Here is a 25,802-nt window from a genome sequence, read left to right as displayed (position 1 = left end):
ATCCGGGACGACCAGGTCGATGTCTTTCGTCGCCCCTTTGAGGTCGCGCAGCGACATCGCGCCACCACCGATCAGGTAGACCGTGAGCGGTTCAGATAGCCCGTCCCCGATCCGCTGGAATTCGTTCTCGATGTACTCACGTCCGAATGTTGGTCTCATTGTGGTAGTGGCACCTCGTAGTCAGCCGCCAGCTCCTGGAACTCGTCCCACTCCGGGAGCCGGTCGTCGTCGACCTCGCCGTGCGTCTCGAGGTAACGGAGCAAGGCGTCGATTTCGTCTTCGAGGCCATACTTCGCCGCCTGCTCTCGGAGGTCCGCCTCGTCGACGTCGACGTGGCTGAGCAGGAGGAGACAGTACGAGCGGTGACGGCTGCCGTCGTCGATCAACAGCGTGTGACAGCAGAGCTCTGCCGGCGAGATTTCGTCAAGTTCCTCGGAGTAGACGTAGTAGCGGTGGCCGGTGAGCAGGAACTGGAGGTCGAAGGCCGCGAATCGAGCGAGGCCGGTTTCGTGGAACTCCTCGGCGTCGATCTCCGTCTCGGCCTGGGCGAGGAATTCGTCATAGTCCTCCCAGAGAATCGTGCCCTTCGGGGCGACGGCTTCGAGGCGTTGACGATGCAGATGGTGTGCGAGTTCACGGGCGAACTCGTGGAGGCGGTCGAAATCGGCGTTGAAGTCATAGCGGCCGTCGTCCGTCCCGACGAGCCCACGGTCGCGAAACCGCTTGAGGACGCGGTTGACCGTGTTGCGGTAGTTATCGCTCTGGTCAGCGATTTCGGAGACAGTTCGCGGCTGGTCGAGGTAGTACAGCACCTCGAGTGCCTTGCCGGCCAGTAGCTCGGGGAAGTCAATGTGGGAGTGCTGGCGGACGAGGTCCCGATAGAGTTCGACGGCGCGAGCATCCGACGGGACGACTCGTTTTCGCCGGCCATCGCGTTCCGTGTAGACGAGCCCCTTCTTGACGAGGTCGGCGACGGCACGCGAGAGGTAACTCTCGCTGTGGTTGAGCTTCGTCGCGAGCTCGGAGATCGTGTCGCCGCGGTCGACCGTAGCTAGGACCTCGAGTTCGATGCGCCGGAGCACGGTGTAACATAGTACGAAACTTGTATATAAAGAAGTTTCGAGTAGTGTTACAGCCAGCAATCGCGAGAACCGCCCCATCGTCTTAACCAACAAAACTATGGATTCATGGGCCGTGTTGGTTAACACGAGAGTAGCCGATGTCCTACGAACCCCCGACCCCACCGGCGAACCTCCCGACGGAGATCGTCAACACGCTCAACGAGTCGGACCCGGAGCAGCTTCGGGAAGTTGTCAGCTACGCCGAGGCGTTGGCCGAACACAAAGAGCGGGAAGCTCGTCTCGAGGAGGAAGCGGACGACGCCGACGTCGAGGAGCGCCCCGATGACCTCCCAGACGACGTGCCGGCGAAGGCGACGATCACGATCAAGGAGATCAACGACAACCGCTACTACTACTGGCAGTGGCGGGAAGGCGATTCGGTGACGTCGAAGTACAAAGGGCCGGTGAATCCCGACGAGTAGACGAGATGGAACTGTAGCCTGATGTTCGTTTCAACGTGATTCGTAGCGTAGCAGATGACACCCCCCAGAGTGTGAATGGGATCGGTTTACCCGACACCCCTCGGTGTGAATGGGCTACCAACCGCCGATCTCTAACGAGACTTCACGCTGAGAGAAGACAGAGCAACACTCGGATAGATTACGCCTCGTTTACCCCCACACCCCTCAGTGTGAATGGTCCACCACCCAGGGTACCGCGATTAAGAAGGCATTAACAGCTGAAGTCCTCACGCCGTAGGGAGGGTTCTCGCCTCAGTGGCGAATCTTCGGCTTCGGCACAAGGCCTCGCCTTTCAAAATGTATCTACTCGGAGGGCTGTTTAGACTGTAGTATAATAAAGATAACTACAACTGCGGTGCGGTGCAGTAGCGGGTCGGGTCAGCTACCGTGACAGAACGTGTAAGCCGCTCTCCGTGCCGTACTAGGTTCTTCAGACGAACGAGCCTGCTTCCTCGACTCCCGCTCTATCTCTACAACCGTCGTATCCTATGGGGGACCATTCACACCGAGGGGTGGGGGTGTCACCATCCCATCAACGTCTGGAGTTCCGGCGTCGAGTTGATCAGTCCAGTTCGTGTACTCTCGACGTCTCCTTGGAGCGAATACGACCTAAACTTCCCCTGATCTCCGCCCTCCTTCTTTTTCGATTCGAGAACTCCTGTCGTCACGTGCTTGTTCAGAAGCTCAAGAGCACGATTGTACCCCTTGGGCTCTACTTCGACGTCCCGTGCTACTGTTTGGTAAACCTCGTGAATCTCTGACGTCCGGAACCATTCTTTCTCCGGGTTATTCCGGTCAAGACGCGTGAGAGCAAACAGGAGTAATTTCCCGGACAACGGAGTCCCTTTCACCATCTCCATGAAGAGCTCAACTTCGACGAGTTCGTCAGCTTCGAGAACGTGATTCGCGGTCACGATATCGTCGCCTTCTTCGTCGGCGATCTCGCCCGCATTTCGGAACAATCGGACTGCCCGTCGAGCGTCACCGTGTTCTTCAGCTGCGAGTTCAGCTGTGGTTGGAATCACCTCGTCATCGAGGACACCGTCGTAAAATGCGTCCCGTCGATTTTCGAGGATTGCAATGAGCTGGTCTTCTTCGTACGGTGTGAACGTTCGGTGTTCTGGCTGGAGAGTCGATTGAACCCGTGACTCGATTTCTCCTTTGAATTCGATGTCGTTCGAAATCCCGATTGTAAGGACTGGGAAGTCAACGTCGTCTTTTGATTGTGACCGTGATAGCGTGTAGAGGACTTCGTTCACTTCTCCGTGCTTGTCGATTTCATCGATAATGACGACAAGACCGCCAGAAAACTCCCGCTGAACAACGGGCCACAATTTCTGATCCCGATAATGCTCGGCTGAGAGGCCCTGATAGGGGACATCAAGCGGATTCTCTGCTTTCGCGTTCACCTGCTCTGCAATCTTTCGGAAGGTGGAGGTATACGTAGAGATGGGGTCTGGGTTAATGTAGGCAGTAACGATGGGGGAGTCCGTTCCTGCAGTTGCTGCTTCAAGCCGCTCGCAGACGTGTCTTGCAACTAGTGTTTTCCCCGTCCCGGTTTCTCCCCACTCCAGGACGTTATCCGGGACGCTGTTTGTCCGCATCTTTCGGAGATTCTTGGCCAAGAACGTGATATGGTCGTCTCGTCCGACAATTCGATTGGCGTCAGGAACGTTATCGATCTCGAGCAACCACGGTTTCTCAAAAATATCCGATTCATCTTCGCTATCCCCCTCGTCGACATTTAGTATCTCGTCGACGGTTGTTTGCGTGGAATCGTTGTTTGGCATGACCGGACCAATTCGCCCCATTCACATATAGGTTGTCCACCCTCGGTGTGATTGATTTACGTCCATTCACACTCCGGGGGGTGTTCCAGAGAGCAGGACCCCCCAGAGTGTGAATGGGATCGACCTCGTCGCCCACTTGTGATTTTGCTCACCTCAGAAGAGATTTGAGACAACTCATCCGTTCCGGGCTGCTGTAAACTCCGTCAGCTCCAGCTCTCGTGTCTCTGCGAGTCTCCGTCGAATGTCTGTCCGATCCCACCCGAGCGGTGAAAGCACGCTCTCGACCGCTCTGACCAGCTGTGTCTCGTAGTACGAGGCGTCGTAGGTCTCGATCGCTTCGTGGGCGAGGGCGACCCGGTCTCGCGAGGATTTCTCGTCGTCGACGACCACATACTCGATATCCTGGCCCGGGTGGACTGCCAGGTCCTGCTCGCGGGCTCGCTTCAAGGCGGCCACGTTCTGGGTATTCTGTGAGTAGCCTTCCAGCGGCTTGGAGACACGATTCCGCTCGACGATCCGCTCCACTGCTACGTTGCCCGCCTGCAGTTCGTCGATTGCTCGTTCGAGACGTCTGAGCACCGCGTCCGGTGACCGCGTGGCATCGAGCCGGTCAAGACAGTCCTGCTGGACGTCCTCGATGAACGGCGGAGTCGAACGCTGTCGGGCTTCGATGCCTCTGATCTTGAAGTCGTCGTCGCCGGCGACCTTCCCGAAGTACTTCGTCAGCGCGCCGGCGCCGCTCTCGCGCTGCGGGACGAACGCCACCCAGTCGTAGTGGGCTTCGTGTTCGAGCCGAATCTCGACGCGTTCCGTGATCTCCGTCGCGAGCGTCTCGAGGTCCTCGCGGTCATCGTCGTCGATGTCGGGGTCCGGCGTCACCCAGATGGAGTCGACGATTCCGTGGACGACCCGCCAGCCGCCAGCTTCCAGTCGCTGTTTCGCTGTTAGTAGGATCTCGCGAGCGAACGCGTTGATCGCTTCGTGGCACTCGATGCGGCCGAACTTCGCGTTGCTGAACCCCTGATAGCCGAAGCAGGCGACGAGGATCCACTTCAGCGCTCCCGACCGTCCCTCGAGCTCCGCCAGCCGGTCCTCGTCGGGGTTGTTCTGTTCCTTCTCGCGACGGATGGCCGCCTTGATCTCGTCGCGCGCGTCGATGATCGGCTGTAGCACGTCGACGAGGTAGCCCCGGTCGTCGCAGATCGAGTACCCGAGGCCGGGGACGTCGTCGCGGTCGCTGTGGCAGTCACATCGAATGACGTCCGGCGAGATGTTCCGTGTACAGATGATGTTCGGGTACAACGAGGAGAAGTCGAGTTCGTGGACGTTCTCGTGAAGCCCGACCTCGGGCGCGAAGATGAAGCCGCCACGGTCGGCGTCGTGGAGTGTCCCCATCGGCTTGTAGAACTCGTGACGCCAGGAGTTCCACGGGACGAGGACATCGCGGTCGTGGGCCTCGCAGATCTGGATCGCCGTGAGCACGTTCCCGATCGACGCCCACGCAAGCTCCTGGACGGGCTTTTTCGAGCGCGACACGAGGTCGAGGACGCCGTCGAGGTTCGTCTCCCCGTGGAAGAACGTGTTCGACTCGTCGATAATCGCCCGGCCGGGCACGTTGTACCTCGCCGGCGAGTGGCCGACGCGGCCGTAGCTCGAGTACGTCGACCGGCTCGCGAGCTGCTGGTAGTCGACGTCCGGCCACCGACTCAGCGAGAAGTCGTCGACGCCGGCGTCCGTCGCCATCTCGTACAGGGTCGGGATGATCTCGCTGGTTGAGCAGACCAGGACGTCCGGATCGTGCGCTTCGAGTGCCCCTTGGACGGCGGTCAGGATATCCGTCGGCGAGCCGGTGACGGCGTCGCCGGCGACGGTCAGCTCGCCGTAGACGTCGTTGCTCGTTTCGGTCACCGGAACACTAAGCCGGAGCGTCGACAGCTCGCTCGCCGGCGTCGGATCGGCGCCGGTCTCCAGACAGTATCGGAACTCTCGCGAGAAGTCCACGTTGAAACAGGCGAGATCCCCGACTGGATAGTCCGACAGCTGGCGTGCCTGCCGGGCGAGTGGAGTGACGCGGTCGATGTGGGCGACGTCGACCGCGAGAACTGCCTCCTCGTCTCGTCGAAAGCCGGGGCGTCGCGCAACCAGTTCGGTCGCGACGACGTCCGGGTGCTGGTCGTACACCGACTGGAGTGTCGTGAGGTCGAGGTCGGACGCTGGGTCGCGAGCGGCGACGTAGAAGCGTGGGGTGTAGTCATTGCGCTCGGTCGCGACGGCGCCGTCGGCGGTTGCCTCCCACTCCAGGACGCGGCCGTCGTCCAGAAAGTCGATACTGAACGGCATCGTCACGGGTTCGCGTCCGGTGGAGCGGCCTCCTGGTCATCGCTCGTTGCGACCGCGGCTTCGAGCTCTTCGAGGCGTTCCTCGTGGTCGTCGAGGCGGGCCTCCTGTTCGAGATCGATGCTGAGCAGCGCCGGCAGCAGCGGGTTCTGGTGGTTCAACAGCCCGCTCGCGTCGGCGTGCTCGCGGGCGTACTCGAACAGCCGGTCGAAGCGCGGCTGGTCGCGACGCCGCAGTGCCCGGCGGAACTCCGCCCACCGCTCTTCGATGGCCCGGAGCGCATCCCGGTACGTCGGGTTTGTGCGCCCCATCGCTATCGGCCTCCTGTCCCGGTCGCGGTCCACGCATCGAGCAAGGGGTCCGCAATGGCCGCCACCGTCTCACCGTCAGCTGTGACGCCTGTCCCGACACCCTCCGGAGTCGGCGTCGACGGCGTCGGCGTTGTCGGTTCCACGCCGACCTGCGTGGCGCGTGCCGCGAGCAGCTGCCGCCAGTAAGCGAACGTCGTCTGGTAGTACGCGCCGTCGTCGACGGGATAGACGAGCGTCTCGAAGTCCTCGCCGACGACCCGTGGCCCCATCCGAGTTTGCTCGCACTCGAGGTGATGGTCGGCGACCGTCGCGACTGGCTCGGTGAATTCGTTTCGTTCGTTTCGCGTAACGAGCACCGGGATGTCGTACCCATCGGCGTAGGTCGCCAACCGGGCGAGAGTTCGAGCCTGGAGGGTTTTCGCGTGGGTTTCGCCAAGGGTATCGTCGGCGCGGTACTGGGCGTCGACGGCCGGCGCGACGATGAGGGCGGGTGTGTGGGGCGACGTGTCCTCGTCACGACTTGGTTGCCCTCGACCGGCCGCCCCGGCATCGGCGGTGGACGTCTGGATTACCTTATTCACCGCTGACGGGAGATCACAGACCGCGCCGTAGTGCTGGTAGGCGGTAAATCCGCGTGCCACGTGGATTCGATTGAGCAACCGTTGACTGGGCGCGATTTGGGCGAGTGTCGTCGTCGTCGCGTGTCCGTTTGCGTCGACCCAGAAGGCGGGCCCGTCTTGCAGGAGGAGATGGTCGAGTACGAGCGACTGCAGGATCGGGACGCCACGGCCTCCCTCGACGTCGAGCAGCGTGATGCCGTCGCCGAGTGACGGCAACAACATCTCGTCCGTAGTCGGATCGGCCTGGTCAGGAAGGGACCGATTGCGGTCAGCGCCCCGTGTCGGCTGGTCCACCGCCAATCGGTTCGACGTTGAGTGTTCTCCCATACTAGATTAGTTGTCTACGTTCCCGATAAGCCGCGGCGTGTCGCTTCCGCGTTTCAGGAAACTCGATGTGATCCCCTCCAATTCCGGTACAGTCCCGAGTTGTCTCCGTTTGGATCCTATTTCCGAGAATAGTTCCTGAATCGAGCGTACTTCGTGTTAACCAACACCCGGCCGTATTGACGGCGGTGTGTTGGTTAAACCTACCCAGCTGCAGTCTCGAGCCTGACTGCTCGGAATGTTAATGCTCAACGCCACGTTGGAAGAGGTGCTCAATGAGCTATCCACGAACCCACGTCGACCACCGAAACCCCGACCACCACGAATCAATGCACCCAACTCGAAATATCGTGAACGCCCACGTTGTTGCCGGGGAATTCCTCACTTCGCGGTACCACGAGGCGCTTCAAACTGTTCTCCATCCCCTCGGCGAGTCTTTGGACACCAAAGACCAACATGCGCTCAACGACCTTGGCATCGTCCATGCTACTGGTTCCTTGAACGAGCTATCCCCGATCGTTCGCACATACGTCAAACTCGATGAGTATTGGACACGCACCCATCGTACTGCGCTCAACGAACTATTCGCTGATCGACGTGCTCACGTCCTGAGTTGCTGTACGCGGTTCCTTTCTGAGTTCCCTCGACACACTCTTGAAGCCGAATCCGGCCGTTCCGGAACTGCGCTGGATACTACCCTTGCTCCGCTTCTTGAGTGCGGATTTCTCTCACACACAGATGATGAGAAAACCCCATACTCTGTTGATGAACACCACGCGCTATATCGACCGACTGAACGGCTCTTCGACGCACTTCTTGAACAAGCAGCTGTTCTCTGTGAGCTTCTGCCGCCGACCGAGCTCTAACAGCACGATTCAGAGCCGTTCACATTTCCAGATACGTTGAAGACTCTCCCGGCCGGACCCGGATGTATGTGTGGCCGGAACTCGCTCTTCATCGACCAAGCAGACCTTGAGGCCCGCTTCGATGCCGAGGTCGTCGCGGACGGCGGGTACACACCCCGATACAACATCGCGCCAGGTGAGGACCTCTACATCATCACGAACGAGGCCTCCGACGAGATCGACGCCTACCACTGGGGGTTGATTCCGTTCTGGGCGGATGAGCACGAGGAGGGCATCATCAACGCTCGTTCCGAGACTGCCGGCGAGAAACGCGTCTTCGAGCGGGCGTGGGAATCCCGCCCCTGCCTGGTCCTCTCGTCGGGATTCTACGAATGGAAATCGCCGAACGGCGGGTCGAAACAGCCCTACCGGATCTACCGCGAGGACGACCCCGCGTTCGCGATGGCCGGCCTCTGGGACGTCTGGGAGGGCGACGACGAGACGATCTCGTGCGTCACGATTCTCACGACGGAGCCGAACGACCTGATGAACTCAATCCACGACCGGATGCCGGTCGTCCTCCCCAAGGACGCTGAGTCCGACTGGCTCTCCGCAGACTCGGACACCCGCAAGGAACTGTGCCAACCGTACCCGAAGGACGATCTGGACGCCTACGAGATTTCGACGCGGGTCAACAATCCCGGTAACGACGATCCCCAGGTCATCGAGCCGCTTGACCACGAGCAATCGGGCCTCGGCGAGTTCAGTTCGGGATAGCTGACGGCGTCACGGTCACTGCATCGGCGACGCCGCTGCCGAATCGACAAGCGAGTACTCTCGGTCTCGGCTCGTCCCCTCCGCCTCGAGGAGGTTGTACTGCTCCATCTTCGAGAGGTACGTGCGGATAGTCCGCTTCGTCCGCGGATCATCGACGTCCTCGGTATAGCGCTCGTGAATCTCGCTCGGCCCGACCGGGCCGTGCTCGCGAACGATGTCGTAGACGACGCGCTGGTGCGGCGTGAGCGAGTCGAGGCTCTTCTGCTTGATCTGGGCTCGAGCATCCTCGGCGGCGTCCAGGAGAATGTCGTCGGTGATGCGCTCGTGGTTCTCGCGATCGGCCTTGCCGGCAGCCGTTCGGAGGATGCCGATTGCGAGGCGAGCGTCGCCGGCGGCCGCGTCGGCGATCCGGTAGAGCTGGTCGTCGGTGATGACGTCCTCATCGAGTCCCCACTTCGCCCGCGCACTCAGAATGTCGTACAGCTGCTCGTCGTGGTACTTGTCCATCCGGACGTGTTCGCTGGAGCGCAGCCGGCTCACGAGGCGGTCGTCGACGCGGCTGAACAGCTCCTCTTCCTTGTTCGCGATGCAGATGATCGCGAACTGTGGGAGGCTGTGGAGGTCGTAAATGACGCTGGGGTCCTCCAGTTGGTCGACCTCGTCGAGAATGACGACGGTTCGCGGGCCGTCGTGCTGCTGGAGGCGGTCGACGAGTTCGTCGTGGGGCGTCGACTGCCGGTGGATGTCGATGGTCGCGCCGAGGTCGTCGAGGATCTGGTAGAGCGTCCGGAACCGGGTGTAGTTGCGCCAGCAGTTGACGTAGGTGGTCTCGACGTCGAGGACCTCTTCCCGGAGTCGTTCGGTGACGAACTTCGAGATGCACGTCTTGCCGGCGCCGCTGGGTCCAGTGACGATGGCCGTGTCGGCGGGTTCCCCGTTCGTGATGGGCTCAAGAACGCTGGAGAGGTGGTTGACTTCGGCGTCGCGATGCTCAACTTCCCGAGGGACGAACCCGGCGCGGAGAACGCGAGCATCGCGGATCATCTTTGCTTGATAGACTGGTTTTCTGGCTAGTAGTAAAAACGTGACCGGGTTGTTTCCGGAAACGATTCAATTAGTCCGCTCTGACCTGTGGTAATTCCCGCGCAGTATCGCGGTTCGGTTTGTGGAAGACCCAGATTTCCGGGAGCTTCCGGAATTCGTTTATGAGCAGGAGCGTGTGAAGTCTGAATTTTCCAGTCAGCGACATTCACTCCAGCTAAACTAACCGATATGAGAGGTCGAGGTTAGACCCCTCGTGATCAGGTTATCCATATCAACTAAGTGGTGTGGATGGTTCGAGATGATATATGACTCTCCGCACCGACGGGAGGGGAACTTCCCTACCGTCGCTCGACTCGACATTTTCTCACGACGAGGTGTCGATGGCTCTCACTAGATGCGGACTTCTTGTGGATAGAGCAGAGATGCTCGCTCGGCTGTACGCCCAACATCGAGACTGGACGGTCGTCGAACAGAAATGGATCGAAGAACGCTTTGACGAGCGCAGTACGCGTGGGAGTTCGAAGGGAATCTATCGCGCTCTCAGTTCTCGATTCAAGACTACTGGTAGCGAGCTTCCGTCTATCGTCCAGCTACCCTCCGTCCTCGACCAGTGTGAGACGGTGGGCGACAAAGCGCAGGTACTGTACTTCTACTTGCTGGAGGACGACCCTCTCGTGAAGTACACCGTTCACCGGTACGTCGACCGGCTTCAGGAGTCCGGTGTCGAAGGATTGGATTTCGAGCAGGAGACGGTTGAGCGCCTCCTGAACGAATTCCATTACCACGATGGAAGCGAGTTCGACTATGCGGAATCGACGACTCGTCGATGGGGAGAAGGTCTTCGGTCGGTAATGCGAGAGATCGGTGTTCTCGAGACACAGCAGGCCCTTCAAGGACAAATCCCCAACCTCGGAACGACGCCACTGCTCGTTGCGTCAGGTTACTCGTGGGAGATTCACGGGGATGACTGGCTCTCCCAGCCGACTGGCTGGCTCTATCTCTTCCAACCGGAACAGTACTGGGACTCCTTGGCCGAACGAGTGAGCGACGATCCGAACTGGGAAGCGAGCGGAATTCACGGTGAGCTGAGGCTCCAGCCGGTGGATGATACATACGACTGGGCCGAACCATGGGAGGGCGAAGTGTGACTGACGAGAGCTGGTTCGCTGCCGATGTTGGGAGCGATTTCGAGGAGTCCGTCCGCATCGACCGCGAGGATAACGGTCGCGATCACCGACTGGAATCGATCGACTCCTACCACGTGACGGAGGAGTCTGAGGACTTTATGTCCGACTTCTTCTCGCGCCTGCTCGGCCGTTCCGAGGATATGCGGTCAGGTGCAAACTACTGGCTCTACGGGTACTATGGGAGCGGGAAGAGCCACCTCCTCAGCGTGCTTCGCGGCCTGCTGGATAGCGAGTGGCTTCGAGAGCGCGAGGATGTCTGGGAACAGCTAACCGATGGTCGTGAGCTGGAGACGCTCGAGTCCACTTGGTCGTCGATCCACGATGAGTACGAGGTCATCCCGATCTCGGTGAACCTCCTGAAGCATCAGGGCCAGAAGAAACTGAGCTTCAGTGAGATCGTCCTCCGCAGTGCTCACACGTCGGAACGGCTCACCGGTGCCGATGGGGGGCTCTCGTCGCAACTCGACGTCGCATTCTTCGAGGACTGGTACCGGACGACCGACGCGTGGGATGACCGGACGACCAACACCCAAACAGCACTTCGGAGTACGGTTAATAGCCCCGAGAAGTACGATTGGGAAGACGTTCAGCAGTACAACGCTCTCGCGGACGCCGTTCTTCCCACCCTCTTCGAGCAGGAGACCGGCACGGTGGATGGTCTAGACGACCTGATGCCGTCGGATCTCGACCCACAAGCGATGGTCGAGCGTCTCGAACAGTTGCGGGGCGATCGCGAAGAGGAACTCGGCCGTCCAGTCAAACTCGTACTACTGCTCGACGAGGTCAGCCTCTTCATCGGGACGGACTTCGACCGCCTCACCGAGCTGCAGACCCTCGCGGAGAGCGTCGATGAGACCGGTGACGGCGACATCCAACTGGTGGCGACGGCACAGGCCAAAATCGAGGACGTCCAGCCGCAGTTCGCGGCTCGTGGTGCTGACTTCAGCATCGTCAAGGATCGGTTTCCGCACCGGTTTGGTCTTCCGAGTCGACACGTCGGCGAAATATCGACCCAGCGGTTGCTCAAAAAGACTGTGGACGGGAAGGAGGATACGGAACGCGTCCTCGACCGAACCAGCAACGAGCCCGAGACGTTACTCGTGTACTCGGGCATCGAACAGAACACCGAACCACCGCTCGACAACATCGACCGTGAGCGCCTCGTCGAGTTCTATCCGTTCCTTCCGTATCAGCCACCGCTGTTCCTCGAGATCCTCTCGAACCTCCGGCAGGAAGCACACGACCCGGCGAAGTCGATCTTCTCGGGAACCGCACGGGCGATTCTGGCTCTCGTTCACGGACTCCTCCAAGAGTGGATAGAGGCCGGCGAGGAGACCAACGTCATTTCGCTGGTCGACTTCTACGACCTCATCGAACCGGAACTCGATGACATCACGCCACAGGACGTGGGGGTCATCGAGGAGATTGAGGAACAGCACGAGGCAGGCGAACTGGAGGAGATCGACGTGGATGTCGCGAAGGCCGTGTTGCTCCTCCAGCACATCCCGGACACGATCCCGATGTCCGAGCGGAATCTCGCAGTCGCCGTGTTGAGTGACCTCGACGGCCCGACTCAGTTCCAGATGGAGAACCGCGTCGAGGACTCGCTCCAACGGCTTCGGAAGTTCATCCGGCCGACGCACGACGAAACCGGGCCAAAGTACGCGTTCACTCATCCGGAGGAGCGCGAGATCATCGAAGCCTCCGAGGAAAACCTCGACAACCCGGACTGGCAGTCCATCATCGAAGCCGTAGACGGGTATCTCTGGGAGGACATCGTGCGCGACCTCTCACTCCCGACATCGGCCGAGTACCCAGACACCGGCGAGCAGTATCCCGTTCGCTACGAATTCAGTATCGACGGGATCGAACTCGATACGACAGTCGACGCTGAGGACGCCCTCGATGTCGAGGTCGCCGTCGAAGGAATCTCTCCCGCCGCAGCAGACATCAGCTACGACGACGACCCGCTCGAATGGACGATCGGACAGGACGGACTCGACGATCTCCGTGATAGCCTCATCGAGTGGTGGTCGCTCAGAGATGCCGTCGGAGACCACACGCTCCCACAGTCCGTCGAGCGTGATCTCTCCGACCGCGCAGCTCGCGTCCAGAGCAAACTCGTCGAGGCGCTCAAGAGCGGGACATTCGACGTCAAGGATCGCGGCGATCAGATCGGGGGTATGGTTTCGGGAGTCGAGGAGTATCTCGACGTCAACTACCCCGACGACTTCCACCCCGTAATGCTGCAGGTCGGCGACGAGCACTTACAGGAACTCCGTGGACTTTCCGCACAAGACCCGCTCCCTACGTGGGCCCAGCAGATCGATGTCGCGACAGAAGACCCCGAAACGCACGAGGGGTCGATCCAGAACAACGTGCGTGCATTCACCGGCCGACAGTTGAACCAACGCGGCGGGAACCTCGCGATGGCGACGATCCTTGACGGAATCATCGAAAAGAAGCCGATCTACGAGGACGCTCGCCCCGCACTGTGTGCGATTATTTGGGGCCTCTGCCGGAAGGGAGACTTCCTGCCCATCGACGAGACAGGTGACTCCCTCGAACTCGACGACGTAATCGACCTGAACAAACTGACGACGACGCGTCTGAAGATTGCGAAAGGTGACAGTGTAGGAAAGATCCTCCGCGAGGGAGGATTTATGGACTCGACGGAGACCATCCCGGATGGAATCGTCAGGCTCCAGTCCGCGAACGACACGCTCGCGGGTCGACTCGGTAGTCTCGTAGAAGACGTCAGACTGGTCGCCGAGAGTGACATCCAAACGCGCGCCGTTCGCAACCTCCTCGAGTCGTTCGTGGAAGCGCTCGAAGCCGAGCAGCAGAGCGCGATCGACCGACGAGAGGCCGTCAAATCACGTGACACCGACTGGGAGGACGTCGTCGAAGCAACCAACGACGCTCGGGAGTGGTACGACGACGCCGAGGAAGTGTGGAGCTTGCGCCTCCCCGCGCTCACACGAATCGACTCGCAGTTGACTCTCGCCCAGCAGTCGTACGACTGGCTGACCGAAGAGGTCGAATCGGCCAGCCAGACGCTTCGCGAGAGCATCGGCGGTTACGAGGGTGAATGGTGGACACACGATGGCTGGGATCGGTTCAACGACGCTCAAACTACCTCGCCGGCCCTCGACGAGGCGATCGAGACCGCGTGGGACTCGTTCCGAACGGAAACCGAGGTCGATGCGTTCGTCGGCGAGTTACAGGAGCATCCGTGGATCCAGCCCGCAAATGAGTTTGAGTCGAACGTTCGGCCGGCCTTCGAGAGCGAATACATCACACCACTCCGTCGCGCCGCATCGTGGTACGAGGACGTCTCGGACGCGGTATCGACGGTGACCGGCGGAACGACCAACACCGAGGCTGATGACTTCATTCGAGCAACGAACACACTGCTCGACAGCGAACCCCTCGCTGTGGTTGCCGGTAGCGACATCGACGAATTACGAGATACGTTCGAGGAGTTACAGGCACTCGTTGGGGATCAGTCTCCCACAGACATCACGGCGATCGGGGTTCTCCCGTCGGATCGCGAATCGCTGGACTCGGAACTGGAACGGCTCGTCGAACGCCATGACCTCAGTATCGAGCGGACTGAGACGGGGGTGATCATCCGATGACGACTAACCGTCCTTTCCACGACTTCACGGAGCGACTCGCACAGTTCGCCGACGGACGACGCGGCATCCGAAATCCGTTCGTAATCGTCCCCGTCCAACCGAAGTACGAGCACCGGGTTGCCGAACGGCTCACCGATTGGGCGACGAACCCGCATCGTACCGAGGAGTTCCCGGATGACGGAACCGTCCAAGTCCTCCGACTGGACGAGCTGTTCGTCGAAACCGATGTCTTCGAACTCGCGGTTGACCTCGGCGAGAACAGCCAACCCGCGACGATCACTGAGACGATGCAAGACCGATTAGCGGAGGAACTCGTCGCGGTTATGGTCGAGAAAATCGATGCACCAGCCCAGCAGCGACACGTCGTTCTCCTCACGCACCTCGGGAGCCTCTACCCGTTCACGCGTGCGTCGGAACTCCTCGACGAACTCGACCGCCGCAACGTCCAGTCTACGATCGGCATACCGTTCCCCGGAGACATCTATGGTGGCAATCTGAACTTCTTCGGCGAGGAATCACGCAACTACTACCCGGCCCACCAGATCGAAGGCCGAGTTAAGGGGGTGCATCTCCAATGAGCGACATACACATTCACGACATCTTCCAGCAGTCACCGGCTCGCGAACTCGAGGAAGTCCAGAAGGTCAACGCCAGAGCGCAGGCCGAAAACGACGTCCGCGAGTTCTACGAGACCGACAGCGCTCGCGACGTGCTCACCACGCTCGGGAACCTCGTCGACAAGTATCCACACGAGGAACCGCGCTTCCTCTACATCTCCGCGACGTTCGGGTCGGGGAAGACGCACCTCCTGAAACTTATTGGGTTCGCTGCCGACACCGAATCGGAGTTCTCCGACCTCGGCGAAGAGCTGGCGAACAGATGGCCGGGCTTCCAGTCGTTCCGGCAGAGCGTCGCCAACTCTCACGTCGACCGGCTGAAACCTGTCTTCCTGAACCTCCTCAACCGGGACGCGTCACAGGAACCGCCACTCCCCTACCTCATTTACGAGGCAATCGGTCGCGAACTCGGGTACCCCACCGACCCGAATTGGCTGCTCGAGTGGGCATGGCAGCTCGACATGAACCACGGTGACTGCTGGGAGCGACTACAGGAAGTCGAGCACGACGGACAGACGTTCGAGGACGTGTACGACGAGCGGGCGTCGCTACGGAGCTGGCTCTACGACGCTGTTCCGACACTCGATGACTCACCGTTCGCGTCTCGGGAGGAGGTCAAGCAGTCGATCGACGACGCCATCGAGGAAGTCGATCCCGACGAGTTCGACCCCGACGAACTCGTCGAGCGCATCGAAGAGGCCCAAGAGTCGCTGAGCACACAAGAGACCGAGACGGAGTTGCTGATCGGGCTCGACGAGGTGGCGCTGTTCATCGGCGATGGCCGCCATCGCTACAGAGAGTTCCAAGAGACGATGGAAGCGCTGACGGAGTTGGGTGTCGGGCCCAACCCGCCAGTTATCGGGACTGGACAGTATCCGATCGAGCGTATCCACGGCGAGTTCGACGATACCGAAGTCACGGAGCAACCGTGGTACGGGGCTCAAGAACCGCTCGAAGGAGCCGATACCGAGATAATCGTTCGGAAGCGGTGGCTGCAGAAGGACGCCGAGGGTGGACAGGCCGTCGAGTCCGCTCTTCGGGAGATGCCCGACCTGACGCTCGACGCATACTCCGATATTGCCGGAGCCGACCCGGACGCAATCGAGTCGTATCCGTTCCGCGAGTACGATCTCGGGTTGCTCCGGACGGTGATTCAGCAATTGATGCCACGGGGACGCGTGACCGAAGAGGAGTACGTGCAGGGTCGGGCGTTGCTCATCCTCGTCCGCTCGCTGTTCACGCGGTTCGAGTGGGGAGACAAGCAAGTCGGAGCACTCGTCACGTGGGACGAGCTGTACGACCTGCTGGTCGAAGAGACGACCTACATCCCGCTCTGGGTGCAGGAGATGGTCGAGAACAAGCTCGTCCCCTCGGCTGGCGGCGACGAAGATGCGTTCTCGGTTCGCGTTGCGAAGGCGCTGTACCTGCTAAATCAGGTGCGTTCCGAAGTGCCGTCGACGCCGGCGAACCTCGCCCGACTGATGGTCAAGTCGACTGACGAGTCGTTCGATTCCGTCCGAAGCGATGTCGAATCGGCGCTCTCCGACCTCCTCGAGGATCGGAAGGTGCTAACGGAGACGAACGACCGCGGTGACGAGGAGTACCTGCTGGTCTCCGAGGAACAGGAGGACATTCTGACGCGGGCGAAGACCCGCGCACAACAGATCCCGTCGCATCGACTTTCGGCCAAGTTGGAGAACTCCCTTCGGGAGGGAAGCAACCTTCTGCTCTCTGAGGGCAGTCGACACGAGGTGGATCTCGAGGGGGAGCGCAAAGTCCCACTCCGGTTCGGCTACTCTGTTCTCAACCCTATCGAGCAAGCACCAACGCCGGAGTTTGACGCCGTGCGTGTGCGGCTGGTCGCGGGCCGCGACGAGGAGGTTAGCGATCAGGTTGATGCATGGCAGTCGACGAACGAAGGCCGGGACGGGGGCGAGCACGTCCTCGTCGCCGTCGATCTACAGGGATCGACGATTGATCGCCTGCGAGACGTGATGGGTATGCAGGAGGTGCTGTCAGAGGAGACGGAAACGTATCCAGACTTGGAGTCCGACCACCGTGACGAACAGCGGGCGCTCGAATCGGCGATTCGAGAGCAACTTGAGGAAGCGGACGTCTTCGTTCGGACGGGTGGGACGAGAGGACGATACGGGGACGTGTTCGAGCAGGTCGTGGAAACGCAAGTCCAGTCCGTGTTTAGTGGGACGCGTTTCGTCCTAACCAACGGAATCACGGAAGTCGAGGACGCCAAGCAGATGGCGCAGTTCTTCCGCGGCATCGACGACTGGCCGCTTTCGAGCGAGGACGCAGTCACGCTCGGTGTGGATACCGACCGTGACGAACTCGCCGACGGCTGGTGTCAGGAGTTCCTCGACGAGTACGAGGACACCCAATCGCTTCGTGCCGAGGACTTGCTTGCCCAAACTGTCCAGCGTGGAGGCACGTATCGCGGGACTCCGCAAGAATCGATTTCGGCCCTGCTGATCACACTTGCAACAGCAAACGAAATCGCGCTACGCCGAGATGACGAGTACATTACCGAGCCGGACGAGATCGGCCGAGCAGTCAGAAACAAGACGAATCTGACTGACGTACAGATTCGGTTTGAATCGATAGATGATGATTTCGACCGGGTTCAGGGGATTGTCGAGACTTTGCTCGGCCGGGAGCCGACTGGCACCGATGTCGATTCGTGGCTCTCCGAGTTGGCTGAGTGGGTTGACGAAAACAGTGTGCTAGTGAGACAAGTCTTGCGAGGCGTCAGCAGAGAGTTCGGCAAAGACGCTTCGCTGGAGGAACTCGAGACGGTTCTTCAACCCGCGCTCGGAGGCGAACCGCTCGAAACAGAGGATCTCACCTCGGACGGGATTGAACGGCAGTCTGAGCGCTTCACTCGGGCAAAGGAACTGTTCCGACCGAGAGAAGATGGCGACTCCCTCTGGGAGCGCTTCGGTCACCGGGCAAAAGAGATGCAGCGGCTCTACTCCGGTTCGGACATCACAGGGGAGATGCAAGCGATCGTCGGCGGGGACGAAGTGCCAGATGCCGACCGGCTTCGAGCAATGATCGCCGAAGCCGACGCTCACAGACGAACCGTCGTCCGCGAGCAGTACGAACGTATCACGGGGGAATCGCCGGCGGACGAGGAGCCCGAGAGCGTGGTTTCCAGTCTTGTGACGTGGCTCTACACTCACGATGGGAGCAGCAAGGAAACTGCCGACCGCGTCGCCGTCGAATTCGGCGGTGTAACCATCGACGATCTCTACGAACTCTTCGAGACGGCGTGGAACGGTGATTCGTTCTCGGAGGAAGACCTCGTCGACTCAACGGTCGTTCAGCAAGCCAAACGGTACGAACGGGCACGGCAGCTCCTCGAAGCATCCGAGAACGAGGCCTCGGTCTGGTCGCAGCTTCGAGGGGCATCGGAACGGCTGGAGGAAGAATACCCGAACCACCCAGTTACGACCGATGTGAGCGAGATGCTCAGTCGGCCGCAGCCGCCGAGTGTCGAGGATGTTGAACAGCTCCTCGACGAGGCAGAGAACCCCTTCGAGGTCGACGAGCGACTCGAGGAACTCGCCGACAAGCTGCAGTCGGAGTATCCCGACCACGATCTCACCCAAGAGGCCGTCGATGCAGTAGAGGGCACCAGCCCACCGAGTGAGGAACGCGTGGGTGAATTAATCGAAGATGCCGAGCAGTTACTCGATGGTGTTGACGAGCAGCTGCGGCAGATTCGGGAGACTATGGATGAACTACCGGATGGCTCTGTGATGATGATCCAACCGCTCGACTGACGGTTTGCTGTTGCAAAACAGCGAACTCATTTATATTCATCTCGTAATTATGCAACATAGATACGTCATCACGCTCGGAAACGACGTACCTCTATGAGGATCACGGTGGCCTATCGTGTATCGAGATATTCTATCGGGTCATTCCGGAACTCCCTTAGCCACCGAAGTGCAGCCTCTGTTTCGGTGAGTTCCTCCTCGTGAGTCCCTGCACCATCGCGCCATTCACCGTCAATACGATACCGGTGACTCACGGTCAGAATCGTCGTGTCAGTATGATCTGATCCCCCTACGCGTTCAAGGTACCAGTCAGGCTCGTAACGCCGAAACACTGTCACATTATCCGTTTCGTCCTCAACTCGCGTTAGAAGTCGGTCAAGAGCTTTACTTCGGGAACATCTCTCGAGATGTGCTGTGATGCTCGTAGCGATCCGCTCGCCATGATCGTATCTTTCGAGATTAAACTCCTCATCAGCGGCGCCCTCCATGTCTCGAAGGTGCTCTAGAAGTTCCAGACCGAGGTCTCGGATCCACTTCTCGACATCGCCCACATCAGCACCCAGTTCGATCAAGACCTCGAACGAGGAATCATCACGGGCAGCAAACAGGAGTCTCTCGTTCATTCCGAGGTTACCTCGGGAGACCAGCGTGTCTTCGAAAACCTGTACGACCGGAATATTCGATTCTCGTAGCTGGCGCTGCAGGTGAACGATGTCGTATGAAGGTGCTTCTTCCACCAGTTCCACGCTGATCGAAGCTAAGGCCTGTCTCGAATAGAACTCACCCAGTCGCGGATAGGAGGCTCTCGTTCGGACGCGGATGTCGATTTCGCTGATTGTGCGCAAGTCTTCAGTATCAGGAAGATGGGAGGCCACCTCGTCGTTCAACTCGGCCTCGCTTCGATAGAGGGTCGCTCTCGCCGAAGTCCACATCCGAGCTGGAAGCCCAAGTACTGAACCGACGATAGAGCGAAGAAGTCCCATCCTTTGTAGCTCCTCTCGATGGAAGACCGTTAAATCACGGTGAACATCAGTCGTTTGATTCCACGTATCGAACAGATACTCGAGACACGTCCATTTGAATCCTGAACGTACGATTGAAGCCCATCTCTTGCCTCCAAAAGATTATGATGCGTCTGTGACTCTATCTCGACATCATGCTGAGAGTCGGGGACAAGGAAGACGTTTCCACGTTAGAAACGGTCTCCCTGAAGGACGAGGGGTTTCGTGAAGATGACCTCCGGGAGTGGATCATCAATAGTCCCGAGAGCATCCTAGGAGAGGACTTTCGCCTCGTTGGACGAGAGGTCTCTGTCAAGCAGATCGGCGATGGCATTGACCTTCTCGCCATCGACCGTGACGCCAACGTGGTCGCTATCGAACTCAAACGGGGCGCGCTGAAGCCAAAGGTCGATTTTCAGGGACTCAAGTACGCCGCTTACACCTCGCACTGGGATTACTCCAAGCTTCGCGACCAGTTCGAGAAATTCAAGTCCACGACGTGGGGCCGGACGCTCTACGAAGAGGAAACCACCTTTACCGAGGTACTCGACGAGTTTTGCAACGAGGACTACACTCTCAATCAGGATCAGCGAATCGTCTTCGTCGGTGAGTCCGTCCGCGAGCGGCTGGACATCGTCCTCCGGTGGCTCAGCGACAGATCGATCGACATCTCCGTCATCGAGTTCCAGCTCCTGAAGGACGACGACCGGCTGTATCTCGATGCGGAGCAGACGATTCCGACACCGGAGCACACCGTGACGGACGTAAGTCCCGACACCTCTGACGAGCCGTGGAAGGAGGACGGACAGAGCTGGCACCTCAACGAGCGTTCAAACGAGGAAACAGGCGGGTTACTGGAAGACGTCACAGCCGCGCTGCAGGAGCTAGAATTCCTCAACGGCCCGGAATGGGGGCAGAAGCACTACGTCGCGTTCAACAAGGGTCGGAAGCGCCGGATCGCAATCCGGACGAAGCGGACGCTGTTCCACATCGACCTGTACGACGTCGATACCGCGTCGCTAGACCCTGCGGAGATTGCGGATGCACTCGGGATCGATGCTGAGTCGGTTGCAGTCAAAGAGGATATGCGGGGCAGTGGTCGAAGCGGAGTGAGAATCACCTGTAACCCGAATCAGGAGATCGATTTTGACGCGCTTGAATCACAGGCTCGGGAGATACTCGGCGAGACTACTGAATGAGATAGAGGGCAGCAGAGGCCGCAGCCCCACTCTTTTCGAACCTTGACCCAACACTGGGTCGGCTTTCGCTGTGTCGGCCTTCTGTTCACGTAAGGCGCTTAGAATACTTCGCTGTGACAGTTAGAATCCGCTATTATCGGCCAGTTCCAGAGCTTTCATCCCCACAATAAGGATCAGCGCGATGATCGAGAAGAACCCTGCAAGCTCAAAGAGCGCCATCGGGTTCTCTACGAACCACCAGAAGATTGGTTTGAGAAACATGATCCCGTAGAAGTCTGCGAGTATCGTCGAGATCACGGCTCCGAAGACCACAATCAGCAGTAGATACAGGAAGTACCGAAGCTTCCGAGGGCCAGCGAAGTCATCTACCATACCTCAGCTTCCACGTTTTGGCATAAATGCTTCGTGGAGGACTACCTCGTTAGCTCATTTCCAACTCCTAACTCGGCCGCTGTCCCAGAATATATGGACAATCTTCAAGACATCTTGATGACTCTGCTTATAACATCACTGAGTTTCGCATGGACGGACAATCTACCCAACCCCGCAAGGCCCAGCTCGACAAGGAAGAGCGCGAGCATCTCGAGGACGTCGTCACCGAGATGCGCGACCGCGTCGAGGCGAACGTTCGCTACCAGCTAGAGGACGAGTACAACCTCGACGAGAAGCCGGACGACGACGCGTCCCTGAGCGAGGAGCAGGAAGACCTCGTTGAAGCCATCGAACTCGAAGCCGCCGATGGCCACAATTGGGACGGAGCCCACGAGCAGTACATTACGGGCGTTGGCTACACGATCGTCAATCGGCTGGCTGCGCTCCGCTGTATGGAGGTTCGAGACTTCATCGACGACGAGGTGACGGCTTTCCGCGACGACGGCCTCACGCCGGCCGCCGACCGGCTGGTTACGGAGGAGTTCATGCTCGAGGAGGAGGCCGTCCTCGAAGCGTACCGTAACGCGTGCGACAACCTCGCCGAGGAGATCGAGATTCTATTCGACCGCTCGACCGTCTACAGCCTGATCGATCCCGACGACGACACGTTCGAAGACCTCTGCGGAATGCTCGACAAGGTCTCCGACGAAGTCTGGCGAGGAGATGACGTACTGGGGTGGGTGTACGAGTACTACAACCGACCGATCGTCGAGGCTCTTGACGCAAAGAACACGCTCGAACCGGAAGACGTGGGCCCGGCGAACCAGTTCTACACGCCCCATTGGGTTGTCCGGATGCTCACCGACAACTCTCTCGGGAAGCTCTATCTCGAGGCCAAAGGACAAGAGTCGGCGGTACCGGAGCCGGAGGCGCTCAGTCCCGAGGAGCGCAAGGAACGCTTAGTCACGCCAGAGGACAGTCCGACCGTTCCCGAACTCTGTACGTACCTTATCCCAGATGAGGAGGCTGGCGACGCGCCCGACTTCGACCACCCCTCGGAGCTGAAGGTCATCGACCCGGCGTGTGGGAGCGGGCATTTCCTACTGTACGCGTTCGACGTGCTGGAGCGCATTTGGTGGGAAGAAGAAGACGAGCTCGACCGAGCGGAGATCCCTGCAAAAATCCTCGAACACAACCTCTACGGCGTCGACATCGACCTGCGCTCGTGCCAGCTCTCGGCGTTCAATCTGTATCTGAAGGCCCGGACGCGTGCCGAAGAGGAAGACGGCCAGTTCGAGATGCCCAACGTCGACATCGTCTGTGCGGATGCCCGCGTGGCAGAGGTTGAGGAAGGCGCAAAGGTGCTGGACGAGATCACTGGAGAGGGGACTGATCTGCGCGAGGCGCTGAGCGAGATCATCGATACCTTCCAGCACACGGAGGCACTCGGAAGCCTGCTCGATGTGAGTGGGACACTTGAGGACGTATTCGACTCTAGTAAGACACAGTCCGAGCTCACTGACTACAATGACGGGGCTCATCAGTCGTTGAACTCCTTCTTGAAGGCTCTCCGGCGGGCCGTCGAAGAACGGACGAGCGATTCGTTCGGAGAACAGAACCTCAAGAGCTTCCTGAACCTGCTGGTAGTATTAACGCAGGAGTACGACGTGGCGCTGATGAATCCGCCATACGGTTCACAAGGGCGTATTCCATCGAATGTTCGGCAGTATCTGGAAGAGGAGTACCGATATACTGCGGAATACTACATCAATTTCTTCGAGCGATGTATGTCGATGACACAAGAAACCGGACGAATTGGGATGATTGTCCCCCGAACGTTCATGTTCAAACAGAGCTTGGAGGATTTCCGAGAAGACTTTGTTGGAAGGCTCGGGACGTTCGACTTCTTAACCGAATACGGAAATGACGTATTGGACAACGCTACCGTCAGAACCGCCGGTACTGTCGTCAGGTCAGGCAATACCACCAATAAACAGCCTTCTGCGAGGTTCATACGGCTGCACGATGTGCCGAAGGAAAAGAAAGAGAGGCTCTTTCTTGAGACATCATTTGGCAGGTATGATGGCAATATTGAGCGGAATTTTGTCCGTGACCTAGAGGATTTCTCGCTGATCCCCGGCTCTCCACTTTCATACTGGATGCCCAAGGAGATCAGAGGACTATTTGACTCTGATATTGTCTTTGACGCCGATAACGGCGGACTGGATGCAGAGAGTGCCGGTTCAGTCAAAGCAGGACTTACGACTGGAGATAATGAACGATTCGTTAGTAGATTTTGGGAAAGTAATGGAAGCGGATTTGTTCCTTACGCAAAGGGCGGGAAAGATGCATGGCTACTTCCTCGTATTGACCGGACTCTATACTGGGGCCAGAATGGTTCAGAAGTAAAGCGTCACTCAGGATCTTATCCGCGTAACGAGGACTATTACTTTGAGGAGGTTTTGACATACACCTATCTCAAGGAAGGAGGGCGACGGTTCGGCTATCTTAATCCGGGATCACTATTTGATCACGCTGGGAAGATCTTTGCTCCTGATGTAGAGAGTTGGTCTATGCTTGGGTATGCGAATTCTCATCTAATTACGTATCTTATGCTTGGCCAGACACCAGACCGTCATTGGGAGGTGAGTCATGTTTCAAGGCTTCCATGGCCCAGTGAGCTTAATGATATTGAGCGAATATCCCAGTTGCCAAGAGACGCAGTCGGACACATCATTCAGAAGCGTCAACACGAGTTTAACTCCCCATATTACTGTGGCCCCGTACTTCTCCATATTTTAGGGATCGACAGTGACCTCCCCCAGTACGAGCATCCTCATCGTAAACTCCGCGATGAACTCAATATTGAGGATGCCGACAGCAGGATCGATAGGTCGGCATCTATAGAAGAACTAGGGGTAGAAGCTGCAAGGCATCTAGAAACCGTCGGCGAGAACTTTCAGTCGTGTACCGATGACATTGACGAGGCAGTCTTCGACTCTTTCGGGATCACCGATGAGCAACGCGAAATCGTCCTCCAAGAGATCGCTCTACGAACGAACGAAGACCCCTACAAACGAGAAGAGTACAATCCCGAAGAAGTTACAGAGCCTTCAGACGAGTTCCCGGAACAAGTCAAAGACCTCCTTCTTCACTTCACTCTCCGAGCTATCCATGACACCGACGATGGTATCATACCCCTCTCAGAGATCGACGGCGAGAATGATCTACTCACTCACATCGAGATGGAGTTCGAGCGCGTCTGGGGCAAATACGCAACTGACCGCCTCGCAGAAGTCGACGAGATACTCGGAAGCCGTAGCGCAAGTGACGAAGCCTATCCGAACCTCCACGCGTGGTTGGAAGACGACCTATTCGAGTACCACATCTCGAAGTTCGATCGGACGCCGATCCTCTGGCGCTTCTCGACCGAACGACTCGTCTCCGATCCAGAGGGCGAGGGCTTCGGGTGCCTCGTCGACTACCATCAATTAGACGCGAGCATCTTCGACCGCCTACAGAACCAGTATCTCGAACCCCGGCGAACGTACCTTCGCGAACGACGGGCGGCAGCAAACAGCCGCCGTAACGATGAATCGCTCTCGACCTCCGAGCGCGCCGACGCCGCCGAGGAGTACGAACGGTGCGAGAGCGGCCTCGAACAGCTCAGCGTGTTTGAAGAACAGCTGGGCGAACTTGCCGAATCCAACCCTCGCGAGTGGCCCGAACAGAATCAGGAGCGCGCCGCCGAGGCAGCCGAACGCGTCGCGGAGTTCCGGGAGCGGACAGCGTCACGGCTGGACACTCTCGAAACGCTCGCCGGTCTGGATGACGTGGATATGGAAGACCTGTTCAGCCCCTCGTTCTACGAGACTGTACAGGAAAACCAAGACGAGTGGCTCGATGCGCTCGACGACCTACAGACTGCCTTCGAGACCTACGCCGGGGATGGTTCCGAACCCGTCGAGGCACATCTCTACGACCTCTTCGAGTACTACGAGGATCTCGTCGGCTCCTCCCACTACGCGAGCAACGGGATTCTGTTCATGACGTACTACTTTGATCAGTTCGAGGACGCCGGACAGGCCCAAATCGGGGATGCCGGTGTCTCTGAACGGCAGCGGCTTCTGTCGGAACTCGCCGCCGACGTTGACGAGTACACCCAACTGGCCGAAGAGATCTCTGACGATTGCGACGAGGTCGCTGCAGACATCCCCAACGATTGGGAAGATCGGGCGCTCTCAGAGGTGACGACTACGGGTTACCAGCCTGTCCACAAGCATGGCGTGGCGATCAACATCACGCCGCTCGCGGAGAAGGACATCATCCCGGAGGTCGTCGAGGACAAAGTGTTGTAGTCG

The 25,802-nt window shown here is 58.9% G+C and carries 17 protein-coding genes; 9 read left to right on the top strand and 8 right to left on the bottom strand.

Features of this window, described 5'->3' with window-relative positions; genetic code table 11:
* Nucleotides 1-155: 155 nt before the first annotated feature.
* On the bottom strand, nt 156-1,082 hold the full coding sequence (locus BMZ83_RS11355) for a helix-turn-helix transcriptional regulator (protein WP_074878729.1): 927 nt from the start codon (nt 1,080-1,082) through the stop codon (nt 156-158).
* 137 nt (nt 1,083-1,219) lie between these two features.
* Here BMZ83_RS11355 and BMZ83_RS11350 point away from each other — a divergent pair, with 137 nt between their 5' ends.
* Nucleotides 1,220-1,543, top strand: coding sequence for a hypothetical protein (locus tag BMZ83_RS11350; RefSeq protein ID WP_074878727.1), 324 nt, complete (start codon nt 1,220-1,222; stop codon nt 1,541-1,543).
* A gap of 560 nt (nt 1,544-2,103) precedes the next feature.
* Here the strand turns inward: BMZ83_RS11350 and BMZ83_RS11345 are convergent.
* The 4 genes from BMZ83_RS11345 to BMZ83_RS11330 form a co-directional block, all read right to left on the bottom strand.
* Complete coding sequence (locus tag BMZ83_RS11345; RefSeq protein ID WP_074878724.1) at nt 2,104-3,372, bottom strand: orc1/cdc6 family replication initiation protein; 1,269 nt, start codon at nt 3,370-3,372, stop codon at nt 2,104-2,106.
* A 174-nt stretch (nt 3,373-3,546) separates the two neighbouring features.
* On the bottom strand, nt 3,547-5,712 hold the full coding sequence (locus BMZ83_RS11340; protein WP_143076935.1) for a type B DNA-directed DNA polymerase: 2,166 nt from the start codon (nt 5,710-5,712) through the stop codon (nt 3,547-3,549).
* Nucleotides 5,713-5,714: 2 nt separating this feature from the next.
* A complete protein-coding gene (locus BMZ83_RS11335; protein ID WP_074878720.1) occupies nt 5,715-6,020 on the bottom strand; it encodes a hypothetical protein in 306 nt (101 codons plus the stop codon).
* 2 nt (nt 6,021-6,022) lie between these two features.
* On the bottom strand, nt 6,023-6,967 hold the full coding sequence (locus BMZ83_RS11330; protein ID WP_174955909.1) for a hypothetical protein: 945 nt from the start codon (nt 6,965-6,967) through the stop codon (nt 6,023-6,025).
* Between the two features lie 272 nt (nt 6,968-7,239).
* On the opposite strand from BMZ83_RS11330, the gene BMZ83_RS16905 reads away from it, so the two are divergent.
* Together BMZ83_RS16905 and BMZ83_RS11320 are read left to right on the top strand one after the other, a co-directional pair.
* A complete protein-coding gene (locus BMZ83_RS16905) occupies nt 7,240-7,830 on the top strand; it encodes a hypothetical protein (protein WP_174955907.1) in 591 nt (196 codons plus the stop codon).
* 66 nt (nt 7,831-7,896) lie between these two features.
* Nucleotides 7,897-8,586 carry an SOS response-associated peptidase gene (locus BMZ83_RS11320; RefSeq protein WP_074878719.1) on the top strand — a complete coding sequence of 230 codons (690 nt, stop codon included), beginning with the start codon at nt 7,897-7,899 and terminating at the stop codon, nt 8,584-8,586.
* A gap of 15 nt (nt 8,587-8,601) precedes the next feature.
* Here BMZ83_RS11320 and BMZ83_RS11315 read toward each other — a convergent pair whose 3' ends face one another.
* Entirely contained in the window at nt 8,602-9,630 is a 1,029-nt protein-coding gene (locus BMZ83_RS11315) for a Cdc6/Cdc18 family protein (protein WP_074878717.1), read from the bottom strand.
* A 305-nt stretch (nt 9,631-9,935) separates the two neighbouring features.
* Between BMZ83_RS11315 and BMZ83_RS11310 the strand changes: the two genes are divergently transcribed.
* The 4 genes from BMZ83_RS11310 to BMZ83_RS11295 are packed head-to-tail and all read left to right on the top strand — an operon-like array spanning nt 9,936 to nt 18,872.
* Complete coding sequence (locus BMZ83_RS11310) at nt 9,936-10,778, top strand: DUF1819 family protein (protein WP_074878716.1); 843 nt, start codon at nt 9,936-9,938, stop codon at nt 10,776-10,778.
* Nucleotides 10,775-14,458 (top strand): hypothetical protein, encoded by a 3,684-nt coding sequence (locus tag BMZ83_RS11305; RefSeq protein ID WP_074878715.1) that lies wholly within the window; start codon nt 10,775-10,777, stop codon nt 14,456-14,458. The genes BMZ83_RS11310 and BMZ83_RS11305 overlap by 4 nt, the downstream gene beginning before the upstream one ends.
* Nucleotides 14,455-15,036 carry a BREX protein BrxB domain-containing protein gene (locus BMZ83_RS11300; protein WP_074878714.1) on the top strand — a complete coding sequence of 194 codons (582 nt, stop codon included), beginning with the start codon at nt 14,455-14,457 and terminating at the stop codon, nt 15,034-15,036. The genes BMZ83_RS11305 and BMZ83_RS11300 overlap by 4 nt, the downstream gene beginning before the upstream one ends.
* Nucleotides 15,033-18,872, top strand: a complete 3,840-nt coding sequence (locus tag BMZ83_RS11295) for a hypothetical protein (protein WP_074878712.1) — start codon at nt 15,033-15,035, stop codon at nt 18,870-18,872. The genes BMZ83_RS11300 and BMZ83_RS11295 overlap by 4 nt, the downstream gene beginning before the upstream one ends.
* 110 nt (nt 18,873-18,982) lie before the next feature.
* Here the strand turns inward: BMZ83_RS11295 and BMZ83_RS11290 are convergent, their stop codons facing one another.
* On the bottom strand, nt 18,983-19,756 hold the full coding sequence (locus tag BMZ83_RS11290) for a hypothetical protein (RefSeq protein WP_143076934.1): 774 nt from the start codon (nt 19,754-19,756) through the stop codon (nt 18,983-18,985).
* Between the two features lie 269 nt (nt 19,757-20,025).
* Between BMZ83_RS11290 and BMZ83_RS11285 the strand changes: the two genes are divergently transcribed.
* A complete protein-coding gene (locus BMZ83_RS11285) occupies nt 20,026-21,069 on the top strand; it encodes a PDDEXK family nuclease (RefSeq protein WP_074878708.1) in 1,044 nt (347 codons plus the stop codon).
* A 120-nt stretch (nt 21,070-21,189) separates the two neighbouring features.
* Here BMZ83_RS11285 and BMZ83_RS11280 read toward each other — a convergent pair whose 3' ends face one another.
* Nucleotides 21,190-21,441, bottom strand: a complete 252-nt coding sequence (locus BMZ83_RS11280) for a hypothetical protein (RefSeq protein WP_074878706.1) — start codon at nt 21,439-21,441, stop codon at nt 21,190-21,192.
* 149 nt (nt 21,442-21,590) lie between these two features.
* Here BMZ83_RS11280 and pglX point away from each other — a divergent pair, with 149 nt between their 5' ends.
* Nucleotides 21,591-25,799, top strand: coding sequence for a BREX-5 system adenine-specific DNA-methyltransferase PglX (pglX, locus tag BMZ83_RS11275; protein ID WP_074878703.1), 4,209 nt, complete (start codon nt 21,591-21,593; stop codon nt 25,797-25,799).
* The last annotated feature ends 3 nt before the right edge of the window (nt 25,800-25,802 follow it).

This window comes from Halolamina pelagica, from assembly GCF_900115675.1.
GTDB lineage: Archaea > Halobacteriota > Halobacteria > Halobacteriales > Haloferacaceae > Halolamina > Halolamina pelagica.
This window is presented reverse-complemented; position numbering and strand designations above follow the sequence as displayed.